We start from the raw sequence: 15,158 nt of genomic DNA on the forward strand, positions 1-15,158 counted from the left end.
GCGATACAGCGCAATTTTCACTCACTATTGAACAAAGAACACTATGCTAAGAAGAAACCCCAATGGTCATATGCCGCAAGTCTCTGAAACGGCTTTCATCGACCCCACTGCAATTATCTGTGGCAAAGTTATTATCGAAGACAATGTTTTTATTGGTCCTTATGCCGTTATCCGTGCTGATGAAACCAACGAACAGGGCGATATGGAAGCGATAGTCATCAAAAGAGACACCAATATTCAAGACGGTGTCGTGATTCATTCCAAAGCTGGAGCCTCTGTCATCATCGGTGAGCGAACCTCAATTGCGCACCGCTCTATTGTTCACGGACCGTGTGAGGTCGGCAATGATGTATTTATCGGCTTTAATTCCGTTGTGTTTAATGCTGTCATAGGGGAAGGATGCGTGGTACGTCATAACTGTGTGATTGATGGGCTTGACCTCCCTCAGCACTTTCATGTCCCACCTATGACCAATATTGGTGCAGATTTTGATTTAAACAGCATTTCTAAAGTACCACCTGAATATTCAGCCTTTTCCGAGTCGGTGGTTTCAGCTAACCATACACTAGTTCAAGGCTATAGGAGAATCGCTAATGAACTCTGACAATCAACCTATAACTGGCGTTCCAACTAACATTATTACTGGTTTTCTCGGAGTTGGAAAAACATCGGCTATTCTTAACCTGATGAAGGATAAGCCCCAAAATGAGCGTTGGGCCATATTAGTTAACGAGTTCGGAGAAATTGGTATCGACGGTAGTCTGGTGCAAGGACAACACAAAGATAAGCAGCAAGTCTTCATTCGTGAAGTCCCGGGCGGATGTATGTGCTGCGCAGCCGGGTTACCCATGCAAATTGCATTAAACCAATTATTATCGGAAGCAAGACCCGATCGTCTTTTGATCGAACCTACTGGGCTTGGTCACCCCAAAGAGGTGTTAGAAGTCCTTTCTACCAAACACTATCGCCAAGTGCTTTCATTACAAAAAACAATCACGCTTGTCGATGCTCGTCGTTTGTCCGACTCTCGCTATACTCAACACGACACTTTCAACCAGCAAATATCGATAGCTGACACTATCGTCGGTAACAAGCTCGATCTCTACCAGCCAGGTGATTCTGAGAAATTAACAGCCTACGTAGCGAAAGTAGGTCGACCAAGTACAAAAGTGGTCTTTGCCAAGCACGGATCCATCCCTCTATCGGAGTTTGAAGGTGAGACAAGCATTCATCAACACCCACCTCATCATCACCACCATCATTCTCAAAAAAAGCCGCTAGCGTCTGAGCAGGACCTACCAGAGAGTGGTTTTCTTAAAGCAGAAAATGAGGGGGAAGGCTTTCAAAGCGTGGGGTGGCGCTTTAGTCCCGATAAAGTATTTAACCGACAGAAACTCATTTTATTACTGGTTGAATTAGACGTTGAGCGCATGAAAGCCGTATTTATTACCGAAGATGGAATATTCGGCTACAACTTAACGTCAGATGGCTTAACAGAAGTCGTCCTCGACGATTATTTTGAAAGCCGAATCGAACTAATTTCAGATACTATTGATGATACGTTTGAAGAACAGCTCCTAAGCTGTTTACAGGAGTAATCATCTTTGACGATTTATGAACTAAAAAATAGAGCCCGCCAAAAGAGCAAGTATTTATTGGTAGGTTTCGTCGCAGCGTTATTCGTTAACGCTGCTGCGGCTCATCCTCATTCTTGGATTGAAATGAAAACACATATCAATGGCCAAGACGGTATCATCACAAGCTTAAGTATGGAGTGGTCTTTCGACGCAATAACCTCTATCTATATGCTTGATGGAGAAGATGTTTCTCCCGATAAAGAGCAGGAAACGTTGCATAATTTGTCGATGTCAGTCCTCAACAATATGAAAGATGAACATTACTTCACTCACTTTTACGACGGTGAAAAAACAGTAAAGTACGGGCTAGCACGCAATGCAAAGATGACCCGTGATAAAGCAAAATTGGTGCTCAGCTTTGAGATTCCCTTTACCAAACCGCTGCCTGTTACTCGCGATTCATTAAAGCTATTAATATATGAGCCGAGTTATTATGTTGATATGGCTTGGCGATCCACTAATGATGTCGTCCTGTCACCAGAGCTAGCCCGCCAATGTCAGGTCAACATCATTGAGCCAAACCCTACTCCAGAGCAAATGAGTTATGCCATGTCTCTCCCTGCTGACGCGGATCCGGATAACACATTGGGTCACCTGTTTACACAAACTGCAAATATCCATTGTGCCAATGTTTCCGACTCGCAATGACAAACTCAAAGCAAATTGAATCAAACGTTATGAAGCAAAACAAGAACAATGTAACACTCAATCACACCAAAGAAGCACACTTACATTATCGACGTATCTTTGTAGCGATAGTCGTCTCTATACTACTGGTTGTAAGCTTATATCTGTTATGGCAAGCATGGCCGTCACTGGTCGTGATGAGCATTCAATGGCAGCGTGAGGTGAACACACAACTTGCCGATTTGCTATACGATGCTCAAACACAACCTTTGATCGCTGGTGGCTACTTGATTGGCGCCAGTTTTCTTTATGGAATGCTTCATTCCATTGGTCCAGGTCACGGTAAAGTCATCGTGACCACTTATCTGGCAACCCACCCAACCAAAGTTAAAACTAGCTTAGTTTTAACCGTTATTTCTGCGTTGTGTCAGGCACTCGTTGCTATTGTACTCGTGAGCGTCCTCATTTGGGGTTTCAATGCCTCAATGCAGGCCGTCAACCGTGATGCTATGATTTTTGTTTCAATTAGCTTTGCGCTCGTTGCTTTATTGGGAGGCATTATTTGCTGGAAGGCCGCAGCGCAGATTTTTCAGCTCTTGCGTTCTCACAACCTCAAGATCCGTAGTCTAGCTCCGCTCTCTTCTCTAAACACGAAACAGAAAACAAAGCTTGAGGTAAATCCTGCCACCTACGCTCTCAAGCCCTCACCTATAGTGGCTAAAGCAACAGGTATTCAACATCACCATTCCCATGGCGATGACTGCGGTTGTGGGCATCAGCATGTTGTTAGTGCACAGATGATCAACGAAGCTTCAACATGGAAAGAATACTTAGGCATTGTTGCGTCCATAGGTGTTAGACCCTGCAGTGGTGCCATTATGGTCCTGCTTTTCGCAAACGTTGTTGGTCTATATTGGATGGGGGTAATCAGTGCGATTCTGATGGGACTAGGAACGGCTTTAACAACGTCACTGATTGCACTAATGACTCTGTCTGGCAAACATATACTTAAACGGTATATAATGGTGGCAAACAGTGAGCACTCAGTTAACTGGAAGCTAGCTGGCAGTTATCTCAAGCTTGTTGGTGGCGTTATACTGATGATCATTGGCTTACTTTTCATGGGCGGGCAGGATTACGGAATGTCCCCTGTGTTGTCGAGCTGATCTAGAAAGCTCTAAATAGAAACTATTTAGAGCTTGTTTACTATGATATGCCAGCTGTATTGTCTATCCAGAACATATCCCAGCGGGTTCGAGGTCATCACAGTAGTCACTATATAAGATAGAAGCCCATCCTATCGAACTGAAACCGTGTGTTTCTCAGCCAAAGCCATCACGATATTCGAGTCACTGTAGGCACTCTCATTTATAAAGTGTGGGTAGACCTCATTGTCGCTCTCCCAATAAACATCATGACCACTGAGAGTGGCCAACAAAGGCTCTCCCTTCCTTAGTACTTCGAAATCTCGCCCACATAGCGTGGGATGTACGACAGCTTCACGCATACCATCGTTTCCGACTGGTGCTTTGACCTCTTCGGTATAGTAAAAAGCGTCATAATCATTCAACTCACCAAGCTGCTTCAGGTTATGCTTTTCCACATAATCCAAAACCACAGAACACATCGCTTTCATAAGCTCCAACGTACTGTATTTTAGCGAGCTATGAGCTTGACTCCCGACCTCTATCATGACGCCATATTCGCTAGCAGTGCAAAGATAGGGCTGATCACTCCAAGATTTCCTACTTTCAAATAAGATATTTGCCTTAGGTAGACGTTGCTTCACATACGCGCCCATCATTCGATAAAACGGGCTATCCGCAAGTAGAATCAAGGTCGCCCCCATATTACTTGTGGTGTTATGCAGATCAATGATCAGTTGATCATTTGTGTTTGCGTGATGTTCAATAAACTGATTGGCGACTTTCGATTCGTGCGAATTCGAACTCTCAACCTTATTAGATGCGGAGAATTCACGATTTAAGTCAGAATCAATATATCTAATGTTCTGTTTTTGAGCCTCAGGGTTAGCAATGATGGAAGAGGCAGAAAACGTCGAGCGATCAACGGCATAAAGACCTTCTTTAATTAACTTATGTAGATAAATCCCAGAAAGTTCATTGCCATGGGTCCCAGCCACAATCAGGACCTGCTTGAGTTTATCCATTTATCTAATATCTCCAATTAAAATTAATAACATTCCTAAACTAGGGCTGATTGCCTACGAAGTGTGTAAAGGGAAGCCAGGAATAATTGATATGTTATAACATATCAATTAAAAATAAAAAAAGACTAGATTTAGATAGGTTAAAAACACAAAAGAGCGGCTGACATGCCGCTCTTTTCTACTGTATTTTTTCTGAGTTATAAACTCCGTTGATGCGCTTCAATTAATGCTAACATTTTGGCTTCAGCCGATTGATTCGCTTGAGCGTAGTCCGTCTCTGGTGGAAAATCGCTGATGATCTCATAGTAGCATTTAAGCTTAGGCTCAGTGCCAGATGGACGCACAATGATTCGCGATTGATCCTCAAGCAAATAAATCAGCACATCACTTGCGGGTAAATCGATGGTTTCTGTCGTTCCGTCGGCGAATTGTCGAACGGATGTATTTAGGTCTTCAATGACTTCAATACGCTTGCCGGCAATCTCTGTCGGTGGGTTGCGACGAAGCTTCTCGCCAATAGGTGGCGACTTAGGATCTAACGCAATACTACGCTGAGCATTAAAGTAGAAACCATGTTGACGATACAGCTCTTCCAGCTTATCCCACAGCGTTTTTCCTTGCGCTTTGAGTTTACCGGTTAACTGTGAAAACGCCACAAGTGCTGAGAGCCCATCTTTATCCCACACTTTATTGCCAACCGTATACCCTAATGCCTCTTCATAAGCGAACAGGAACGGATGGTCCACGCTCTCTTGGGTCATTGCGACATTGGTTAGCCATTTAAATCCCGTCAATGTTTGGTAATACTGAGCACTATGCGCCTTGGCAATACTTCTTAGTAGGCGCGACGAAACTATGGTATTCCCCACCAGCGCATTAGGTTGACCCGCCAACAAGTAATCGCCAAATAGTGACCCTACTTGATCTCCCGTCAGCATTTGGTACTCACCATCAGGACGTTTAACTGCAACTGCAAAACGATCAGCATCTGGATCGTTGGCACAGGCAATATCTGCACCTACAGACTTGCCGAGCGCCATCACCATATCCATTGCTCCAGCTTCTTCTGGATTTGGGAAGCTAACGGTTGGGAACGTACCGTCCGGTTCTCGCTGCTCAGTTACACTCGCCACTTGGTTAAAGCCTGCGTCTGCTAACAGTGTTTCTGCCATGTCAGCACCGACACCATGCATCGCAGTATAAACAATGGAAATATCCGTATTGCTATCCGGTGTTAGAAGTTCACTTTGGTTTATGGCCTTACGATAGGTTTGATAGTAATCCTCTTCTAACCAAATCAATAACCCCTGTTGTTTCGCTTGGTCTAAGGGTAACAACGTTAGAGGTTGCGTCGTCGCATCGTCAATCTGTGCCGCAATACCAGAGTCATGTGGAGGAATAATCTGCGCCCCGTTTTCCCAATAGACTTTAAATCCATTGTATTCTGGTGGATTATGACTGGCCGTCACCACTACGGCTGCTGCTGCATTCAATTCACGAACACCAAAGGCAACGATAGGCGTCGCTGCAACTTTATAGGTTAGATACACCTTGATACCGAGCGCTGTTAGAACGGACGCGGTATCGTGCGCAAACTGCTTGGAGTCAGGGCGGCCATCATAACCGATCACTACACCTCGCGATGAGGCCTCGCTAACTTGTTCGAGAAGATAATGACCTAACCCAGTCGCAGTTTCTTGAATGACTAAACGATTCATACGATTTGGTCCAGCCCCCACTTTACCGCGTAAGCCAGCGGTACCGAATGCAAGGCGAGAGCTGAATCGATCTTTCAACTCTCGTTCATCGTTCGAGTCCACCAGCTGCTGCAATTCGTGTTTAGTAATTGGATCAGGATCGCGTGCTAACCATTGAGAAATTTGTTCAGTCATAGTGATGTTTCCTTAATTGAGGCAACCTGATGGAGAGGGATATCTTTCAGGTTCTCATTTGTCTATTTAATAATAGTAAATGACTCTCAATATCATTAAAGAGAGAGCAACCGATAAAATGAACTCCAATTTGATAACAAGCTAGAACAGTAATGATAGGTAAACCAACACTTACCTACCAATGGACAGGGTGACTATGCCTCTTCAGGGTCTAAATCGAACGACGCATCAATCAACTTCTGGGTATAGTCGCTCTTTGGATGATAGAAGATTTCATCAGTGGTGCCTTGCTCCATAATCTCACCCTTTTGCATTACTAGAACACGGTCAGATAGTGCTTTAACTACGCTCAGATCATGGCTGATGAACAAGAAACCGATGTTATGTTTCTTCTGAATGTCTTTAAGAAGGTCTATAACGGTAAGCTGTACCGAGCGATCCAATGCTGAAGTAGGTTCATCAAGCAAGATAAATGATGGCTCAAGAATGAGTGCTCGGGCAATAGCAATACGTTGTCGCTGCCCGCCTGAAAACTCATGGGGATAACGGTTGATACTGTGAGGGTCAAGCCTAACTTCTTCTAACGCAGTCCGTGCACGCTGCATGCGTTCGGCTTTTGACAAATTGGGATGATGAACCGTAAGGCCCTCTGTAATGATGTCACCTACGGTCATGCGTGGCGAGAGCGACCCATAGGGATCTTGAAACACCATTTGAATGTCTTTTTTAAGGGCAAATCGAGCTTTAGCCGTCAGTTTGTCCACTTCTTGACCTTTGAACTTCACAGTCCCAGTGCATGGTAGCAACCCGATCAATGCACGTCCTAAAGTCGATTTACCCGACCCTGACTCCCCTACAATACCCAAGGTTTCACCCTGCTTGAGCTGCAACGAAATCCCTTTAACCGCTTCAAAATACTGATTACGCTGTTGTATAAAGCTCGATTTAATCAAGAATTTCACTCGAATATCGTCAGCTTCTAGCAAAGTAGGGGCGGTTTCTTCTACTTCCTCTTTTTGTCCCTTAGGTACAGAATCGAGTAACATCTTGGTGTAATCGTGCTGGGGTGATGAAAACAGCGCTTGGCATTCGCCTTGTTCGACAATATCCCCCTTACACATCACTATCACTCGGTCTGCCAAGTGTTTGACCACACCCAAGTCATGAGTAATAAACAGAATCGCTGTTCCAAGCTTGGCTTGGATTTCTTTGATGAGATTAAGTACTTCAGCTTGAACCGTTACATCGAGTGCAGTGGTTGGTTCATCAGCGATCAAAATGTCAGGCTCATTAATCAAGGCCATAGAAATCATAATGCGTTGCAGCTGGCCACCAGAAAACTCGTGAGGGTACTTAAAGTAAGCCGTTTCTGGTTCTGGCAAATGCACCAAATCAAACAGCTCCAAAACGCGTTTCTTGGCTTGTTGACCACTCACCTTTCTATGGCACATCAATGCTTCAGCGACTTGAATGCCCACCTTCATATAAGGGTTAAGTGAGGTCATTGGTTCTTGGAAGATCATTCCGATACGGTCACCACGAATCTTTTGCATCGCCTTATCATCCATTTTCAGTAGCGAGTGGCCGTTAAATGCGATGTTTGAATCCGTGTGAATAATCGCATTGTTAGGCAAAATCTGCATCAGCGCGTTGGTTGATACAGATTTACCGCTTCCTGATTCACCCACAATAGCTAATGTTTCACCCGCAAAAAGATCGAAGTTGACTTGTTTCACTGCATCAACAATACCGTCATTGGTGGTAAAGCTTACGGAAAGGTCGCGGACAGTTAGAATAGGGTCTTGAGACATAATGCTTCCTTGCTCATTCGAATTAGTAATGTGAGTTTGGTGTCGGGTTGGTGTGTGGATTCAAGACCGCAATACTATGATGCGATCGGCTAAGCTCATTGAATTTTTGAGTCCACTCAGCACTGTGTTGAGAAGCGCAGAAGGCTTCCATATGGCTGAGCACAAGATCCGTACTCTCTTCAATCGCCGCATAAACGATCTTGATAAGTTGAGTTTGCTCTAGTGACAAAAATTGCAGTAATGCATAACAGCGATTGAGTATCTCAAACGCTTGCTGTGGCTCACCAATACTATTGAGGATACTTGATTGATAGATAGACGCGTCTCGTAATCCTGTCACCAAGAAAACGAACTGACATGGGCGAGTTTGTTTACATTCAAGTGCATGATAGACATGCGAAGGTAAGCTATCTAACACTTGTGAAAACAAGTGTTTTGCCTCAGGCCAACTGCCTTGTTTTAGTAATTTCTCTGCATTTACAAAACGAGACCAGCACTGTTGAAGTTCCATTGGGTGAGCCTTTTTAAAACGATAGTTGCCTATTAAAATTCAAACCAAATGCGAATGCAAGTAATTATCATTTAGCCAATGACTTCACTATTCGAAAATAATGAATACTAAATTCAAAATAAAGCCAATTATCAAATCTAATTAAATGAATACAATGAGCAGACAATAAACATCAGCCACTCAGGACATTCAACATGAGCAAGTTATTTGAGCAAACAGAGATTAAAGGTCTAGGACTTCAAAATCGTATCGCGATGGCACCAATGACTCGAGCACGCACTAGTCAGCCAGGCAATATTCCTAATGATATGATGGCTACCTACTACCAACAAAGAGCCACCGCTGGATTGATCATTTCCGAAGCGACGCAGATTTCCGATGACTCTCAAGGTTACTCTTTTACTCCAGGTGTTTATACTGATAAACAGGTGGCCGGCTGGAGCAAAGTGACGCAAGCTGTGCACAGTGAAGGCTCAAAAATGTTCTGCCAACTTTGGCATGTAGGCCGAGTGTCCCACCCGACGTTCCAAAACGGTGAAAAGCCAATGGCCCCCTCTGCTCTAGCACCAGTAGAAACTCAAGTATGGATTGCAGACGAAAACGGCAATGGCAACATGATAGATTGTGTCGAGCCACGCGAAATGACCAAAGACGACATTCAGCGTGTGGTTAACGATTTTGCCACCGCTGCAAAGCGTGCTGTAGAGGCCGGGTTTGATGGTGTCGAAATTCACGGTGGCAATGGCTATCTTATCGACCAGTTCCTTCGCACCAACTCCAATAAGCGTACCGACGAGTATGGCGGTACACGCGAAAATCGTATTCGTTTCTTACTTGAGGTTGTGGATGCAGTTGTCAGCGCGATAGGTGCTCACAAAGTCGGCGTCCGATTAGCACCATTCATAACTTTTAAAGATATGAATTGCCCAGACATCGTACCGACCATTCTTGACGCAGCGACAGAATTACAACAACGTGATATCGCTTACTTACATTTATCTGAAGCGGATTGGGATGACGCGCCTGAAATTCCTGAAGCATTTCGTATCGAGCTTCGCAAACGTTTCGACAACTGCATCATTGTTGCCGGCGGTTACACTCAGCAAAATGCAGAGGCCGTACTAGCTAAAAACTATGCCGATATTGTCGCCTTTGGTCGCCCGTTTGTGTCTAACCCAGACTTGGTCTATCGCTTACAACACGACAAACCACTAGCGGAACTCGATGGCGCTACTCTGTTTGGTGGCAATGACAAAGGTTATACCGATTATCCAACAATGCCGTAACTCTCAGGCCCGCCTTTTGTGCGGGCTTTTTTGTCACCAAATTCCTACATCAATCCTGCTTTTCTTCTTTTTAATCATATATTAACCCGTCACAATCCTTCATTTGCACAAAATATGACCTCGCTCAAAAATATATGCATCATTAGGAGTATTTTAGGAACGTTCATATTTCAGGAGTGAAAAACATGACGGCTTCAAAAATGTTTGTAAGGGATTTTCTGGGATTACTATTAATCGTCTGTACTGTACTTGCAGGATTGTGTGTTTTACTTTGCTTACTTGCACTGTTCGCATACGTAAACCACGAAACGATTCTCGCCTCTGACTTCTTCCACGAATCGTTCTACCTCATCGCTTTCTTTATTCCACCCTACTTCATAGCAAGACACATCAACCGTGCAGAGACGGTCACTGCCGTTGAGCAATATTTGTTGATGAAGAGTAAAAGCGAGCAACTTCCACACTAATACGCTTTAAGGGTAATCTTCAATTCATCCTGACCATTACCCTTATTCAACCGCGATCGACGTATTCAGTTACGTACTTCACTGAGCAATTCGACGTTTCTTGTCACTATCTTTCTCTGTTAACTACCGCCCTCAACACCATTAACTCGTCTGACGAATGATGCCCGGTAGTGGAATCTTATTTTCAGCTAGCACCAATATCCAAAGCTTAAAAAGTTACATTAATGTCACCAGTTGCTCTTTGTCTCTGACACAAAGCTGAAAGCATTACCTGTTCAAACTGCGGTGAAAATAGGGCTATTACGCTGTTAGACTCAGTCAGCTTAACTAATAAATAAAATAAACCATTGTTATTAAAAGATTTATATAGTTATCCGCTCCTCCCAAAAACAGAGCCAGCGCTTGTCGTAACAAATAGACTTAATGCACCTGATACATAAACAATTCTTAAACATATGCATAATTAGCATACATTGAATGCAAACCTTTCATTTTACTCATAAAAATTATCCATAGTATTTTTGAGGGAAAGTCATCTGATGATGTTTTTCTTATATGAAAAATACTTTGAGCAGTGCATTCGGCTCTTGAGGGATTTTTCATATAAGAATTAATCAGTATAAGGAATATTAACTAATGACAAAGTTAATCGAAGAGATAACGCTTGGGCTCTCTAAGGCCACGCTTAAAAACCGCATTGTCATGGCACCAATGACCATTCAATCTGCGTTTTTTGATGGTGGAGTGACTCAAGAAATGGTGGATTACTATGCCTCTCGTTCTGGAGATGCAGGGGCTATTATCGTGGAAAGCGCATTTGTCGAAAATTACGGCCGTGCATTCCCTGGGGCTCTAGGTATCAACCACGACAGTAAAATTGCTGGCCTCGAAAAATTGGCAACGGCAATTAAAGCTAAAGGTTCGAAGGCTATTTTACAAATTTATCATGCTGGACGCATGGCAAATGGTGAATTCAATGGCGGCCACCAACCGATCTCTGCCAGTCCTGTTGCCGCTCTGCGCGATAACGCAGAGACCCCACTCGAGATGACCGAAGAACAAATTGTTGGCATGATCGACCATTTTGGTGACGCAGTTAATCGTGCCATTCTTGCCGGCTTTGATGGCGTTGAAATCCATGGCGCCAACACTTACCTTATCCAACAATTCTTCTCTCCACATTCCAACCGACGCACTGATAAGTGGGGTGGTGATATTGAGAAACGCACCACATTCCCGCTCGCTATTTTAGAGAAGGCGAAACAGGTAGCCACATCTCACCAAATGCCTGGGTTCATTATTGGCTACCGTTTTTCTCCTGAAGAGATTGAAGAGCCGGGAATCCGTTTTGAAGAGACCATGTTCCTTCTTGATAAACTCGCTCAAAGCGGCCTTGATTACTTCCATTTTTCAATGGGTAACTACGCTCGAAACTCTATTGTTAATCCAGAAGACAAAGAACCGCTTATCCGCAAATTCCATGCGTTGAAGTCTGAAGATGTTGCTAAAGTCCCAGTTATCGGTGTCGGTGGCATTGCTCAGCGTCAAGATGCGGATACTGCGCTTGAGTATGGTTATGACATGGTTAGTATTGGTAAAGGTTTCCTTGTAGAACCAACATGGGCAAAGAAAGCAATCAATGACGAAGTCTGCGCTGAATTTGCTGATATCGCTCAACAACAAGCATTAATGATCCCAACACCATTGTGGGAGATCATGGATTACATGATCATCGACAGCGCAGCCGAAGCATTAAAACACCAACGTATCAAAGAGCTTCAAAGCGTCGAGATCAAGTTCGAACCCGGCGAATACACAGCGTATGGTTATGGCCATAACGGTCAACTTCCAGTCACGGTTAGTTTCTCTGAAGACAGAATTCTTGATATCGCCGTAGATTCCTCAAAAGAGTCAGACGGTATCGCCAACCCTGCTTTTGAACGTATTCCTCAGCAAATACTCGATGGTCAAACACTGAATATCGATGTTATCTCCGGCGCTACTGTCAGTAGCCAAGCTGTTCTTGATGGTGTGTCCAATGCCGTGGATCTCGCCGGGGGCAATTCAGAGGCACTACGTTGTAAAGCACGTGAAGCAGTTGAGTGGTCAACAGAAGTCATCGAAGACACCGTAGATGTGGTGGTAGTCGGTGGTGGTGGCGCAGGTTTGAGCGCAGCGCTTACCGCATTAGATAATCATCAATCAGTGATAGTACTTGAGAAGTTCCCAGCGATCGGTGGTAATACAGTTCGTACTGGTGGTTGGGTTAACGCTGCAGAGCCAAAATGGCAAAAAGCATTCCCAGCTCTTGCCGGGGAAGCAGACTATCTAAAAGCACTTGCTGACACACCAGAGTCTGAGATTGCGCCAGAATATCTCGCGGACTTCCGCATGTTGAAAGATCAGTTAGCAAACTATTTCTTAGATGTAGACGCTGGTAACCACTATCTGTTCGACTCAACAGAACTGCACTTGATTCAGACTTATCTTGGCGGCAAACGCACTAACTTAGATGGTGAATCAATCTACGGCCAATACGATCTTGTACATACACTGACTAGCCGAGCGATGGAATCGATCGACTGGCTAACAGAGAAAGGCATCGATTTTAACCGTGGTATGGTCGACATTGCGGTTGGTGCGCTATGGCGTCGCGCCCACAAACCAAATCGCCCTAAAGGTGTTGAGTTTGTTGAAAAACTGCAAAAGCACATTGTCGCTCAAGGTGGTCGTATTATCACTGATACACGTGCAGACGATCTGATTATTGAGAACGGTCAAGTCGTGGGTATTAATGCCACTCATTCAAACGGCACGAAATACAAACTAACCACGAAGCAAGGTGTAGTAATGGCATCTGGCGGATTTGGTGCCAACACTAAGATGCTTCAGAAGTACAATAACTACTGGAACGAAATCGCCGATGACATCAAGACAACTAACTCTCCAGCGCTTGTGGGTGATGGTATTGCCATTGGTGAAAACGCTGGAGCAGAATTAGTCGGTATGGAGTATATCCAGCTGATGCCAATTGGCGACCCTAAGTCAGGTGCATTGCTTACAGGCTTGATTGTTCCACCAGAAAACTTTGTCTTTGTTAATCAACAGGGCAAGCGCTTTGTCAACGAATGTGAAAGCCGTGATGTGCTGTCTAACTCATTCTTCGATAATGGCGGTGTGATTTACATGATTGCGGATGAAGAGATTCGTAAAACAGCGGCAAACACAACCGACGAGACTATCGAACGAGAAATTGAAGAAGGTATTATCATTAAAGCTGACACAATTGAAGAGTTAGCACAGAAGATCAATGTTCCGACTGCCGAACTTAGCAAAACCATTCGCTTGTATAACTCCTACGTTGATAATGGACGTGACCCAGAGTTCCAAAAAGGTGCACTTGGTCTCAAGGTCGAGCAGGCGCCTTTCTACGCGACGCCTAGAAAACCATCTGTACACCATACGATGGGCGGTCTCAAGATCGACACTGACGCTCGTGTGTTAAATAAACAGGGAGCACCAATTCCTGGGCTATATGCCGCTGGTGAAGTAACGGGTGGCATTCACGCTGGTAACCGCCTCGGCGGTAACGCCTTAATTGATATATTCACTTACGGCCGAATCGCAGGTCAAAACGTTTCTATGAGAAACTCGTAAACAAAAGGGAAGCCTCTGGCTTCCCTATTTTTATTCCTGTTCGGAGACACATTATGCCTAGCTATAAAACTCGCTTTCAAATGATGGGTACCTTCATTGATCTTGTTATTCATCATCACAATGGCGGACAGTTGCTAAAGGACTGTTATCTCCAACTCCAAGAATTCGCCCAGCGCTTTACTGTGAATCAGTCTCACTCGGAGCTGATGAACGTCAATCACAATGCAGGTATACGCCCGGTGCGTGTCAAAGCTGATTTATATGAACTGTTGAAAACTGCCACCGCAGTGAGCCTTGATAACGCCAATCCTTTTAACATCGCCAATGGGCCGTTAATCAAAACATGGCGTATTGGTTTTAAGGACGCGACCCTACCCTCCGATTCTGAGCTTGCATCAAAGCTCGAACTTGTGAATCCCTCACACATTGTGTTTGATGACGTCTACCAAACGGTATTCTTAACCAAAGTAGGTATGCAGATTGATTTAGGCGCTATCGCCAAAGGCTATTTCGCTGACAGGATAAAGCAGTATTTAATTAGCAAAGAGGTAGAGTCCGGCTATATCAGCTTGGGAGGGAACGTATTAACCATAGGGCATGCACCAGATAGCAAAGCAAAAGCATGGACGGTTGGCATTCAGGATCCATTTCGCCCAAGGGGCCAAGTTTGCCGAATCGTACCGCTTAACGACAAGTCCGTCGTCACATCTGGCATCAATGAACGCTTCTTTGAACACAAAGGGGTACGATATCATCATTTACTCGATGCACAGAGCGGCAAGCCCATCGTGACTGATATCGCGAGCGTAACGATTATTTCCAAGTTGTCTGTCGATGGTGAAATATGGAGCACGGCAGGTTTCCTGAATTCGGTTGACGACGCATTAGCTTACTTGAATCAACAACAGCACGTTGAAGCCATCGTCATTTCCAATCAAGGTCACGTACATATCACTCACGGACTTGTCGACAACGGCCATACGATTCTCGAAAAGTGAGACTATTAGCCCAACTCATTCACCCTGCGCAACCTCACTCCAGCAAACGTTTGCAATTCATCTAGAACTCACTATTATTCGCGCTAATTAAAAACAATAATT

The 15,158-nt window shown here is 44.4% G+C and carries 12 protein-coding genes; 8 read left to right on the forward strand and 4 right to left on the reverse strand.

All coding sequences use genetic code 11. The annotated features are described in order from the left end of the window. The first annotated feature begins 43 nt into the window (after positions 1–43). From VME0621_RS03925 to VME0621_RS03940, 4 genes are read left to right on the forward strand one after another with little or no spacing between them, the layout of a single operon-like run. Positions 44–604 carry an LbetaH domain-containing protein gene (locus VME0621_RS03925; protein WP_006069242.1) on the forward strand — a complete coding sequence of 187 codons (561 nt, stop codon included), beginning with the start codon at positions 44–46 and terminating at the stop codon, positions 602–604. Then, positions 594–1,598, forward strand: coding sequence for a CobW family GTP-binding protein (locus tag VME0621_RS03930; protein WP_062455877.1), 1,005 nt, complete (start codon positions 594–596; stop codon positions 1,596–1,598). The genes VME0621_RS03925 and VME0621_RS03930 overlap by 11 nt, the downstream gene beginning before the upstream one ends. Positions 1,599–1,604: 6 nt before the next feature. Next, positions 1,605–2,285, forward strand: a complete 681-nt coding sequence (locus VME0621_RS03935) for a DUF1007 family protein (RefSeq protein ID WP_370736750.1) — start codon at positions 1,605–1,607, stop codon at positions 2,283–2,285. After that, positions 2,282–3,430, forward strand: a complete 1,149-nt coding sequence (locus VME0621_RS03940; protein WP_082795453.1) for a nickel/cobalt transporter — start codon at positions 2,282–2,284, stop codon at positions 3,428–3,430. Before VME0621_RS03935 ends, VME0621_RS03940 begins: the two co-directional genes overlap by 4 nt. 131 nt (positions 3,431–3,561) lie before the next feature. Here the strand turns inward: VME0621_RS03940 and VME0621_RS03945 are convergent, their stop codons facing one another. The 4 genes from VME0621_RS03945 to VME0621_RS03960 all read right to left on the reverse strand — a co-directional run bounded on the left by VME0621_RS03945 (position 3,562) and on the right by VME0621_RS03960 (position 8,648). Further along, entirely contained in the window at positions 3,562–4,434 is an 873-nt protein-coding gene (locus VME0621_RS03945) for an aspartoacylase (RefSeq protein WP_062455880.1), read from the reverse strand. Positions 4,435–4,631: 197 nt separating this feature from the next. Beyond that, positions 4,632–6,326 carry a phospho-sugar mutase gene (locus tag VME0621_RS03950; protein WP_062455883.1) on the reverse strand — a complete coding sequence of 565 codons (1,695 nt, stop codon included), beginning with the start codon at positions 6,324–6,326 and terminating at the stop codon, positions 4,632–4,634. Between the two features lie 194 nt (positions 6,327–6,520). After that, on the reverse strand, positions 6,521–8,137 hold the full coding sequence (locus tag VME0621_RS03955) for an ABC transporter ATP-binding protein (RefSeq protein ID WP_062455886.1): 1,617 nt from the start codon (positions 8,135–8,137) through the stop codon (positions 6,521–6,523). Positions 8,138–8,159: 22 nt separating this feature from the next. Further along, positions 8,160–8,648 carry a hypothetical protein gene (locus VME0621_RS03960; RefSeq protein ID WP_062455889.1) on the reverse strand — a complete coding sequence of 163 codons (489 nt, stop codon included), beginning with the start codon at positions 8,646–8,648 and terminating at the stop codon, positions 8,160–8,162. Between the two features lie 194 nt (positions 8,649–8,842). On the opposite strand from VME0621_RS03960, the gene VME0621_RS03965 reads away from it, so the two are divergent. From VME0621_RS03965 to VME0621_RS03980, 4 genes are all read left to right on the forward strand, one after another. Further along, a complete protein-coding gene (locus VME0621_RS03965; RefSeq protein ID WP_062455891.1) occupies positions 8,843–9,934 on the forward strand; it encodes an alkene reductase in 1,092 nt (363 codons plus the stop codon). Positions 9,935–10,119: 185 nt separating this feature from the next. Then, entirely contained in the window at positions 10,120–10,401 is a 282-nt protein-coding gene (locus tag VME0621_RS03970) for a hypothetical protein (RefSeq protein ID WP_038226228.1), read from the forward strand. Between the two features lie 636 nt (positions 10,402–11,037). Then, on the forward strand, positions 11,038–14,058 hold the full coding sequence (locus VME0621_RS03975; protein WP_062455894.1) for an NADH-dependent flavin oxidoreductase: 3,021 nt from the start codon (positions 11,038–11,040) through the stop codon (positions 14,056–14,058). Positions 14,059–14,111: 53 nt separating this feature from the next. Then, positions 14,112–15,056, forward strand: a complete 945-nt coding sequence (locus VME0621_RS03980; protein WP_062455899.1) for an FAD:protein FMN transferase — start codon at positions 14,112–14,114, stop codon at positions 15,054–15,056. The last annotated feature ends 102 nt before the right edge of the window (positions 15,057–15,158 follow it).

This window comes from Vibrio mediterranei (genome assembly GCF_900088415.1).
In the GTDB taxonomy this organism is placed as follows: Bacteria; Pseudomonadota; Gammaproteobacteria; order Enterobacterales; family Vibrionaceae; genus Vibrio; species Vibrio mediterranei.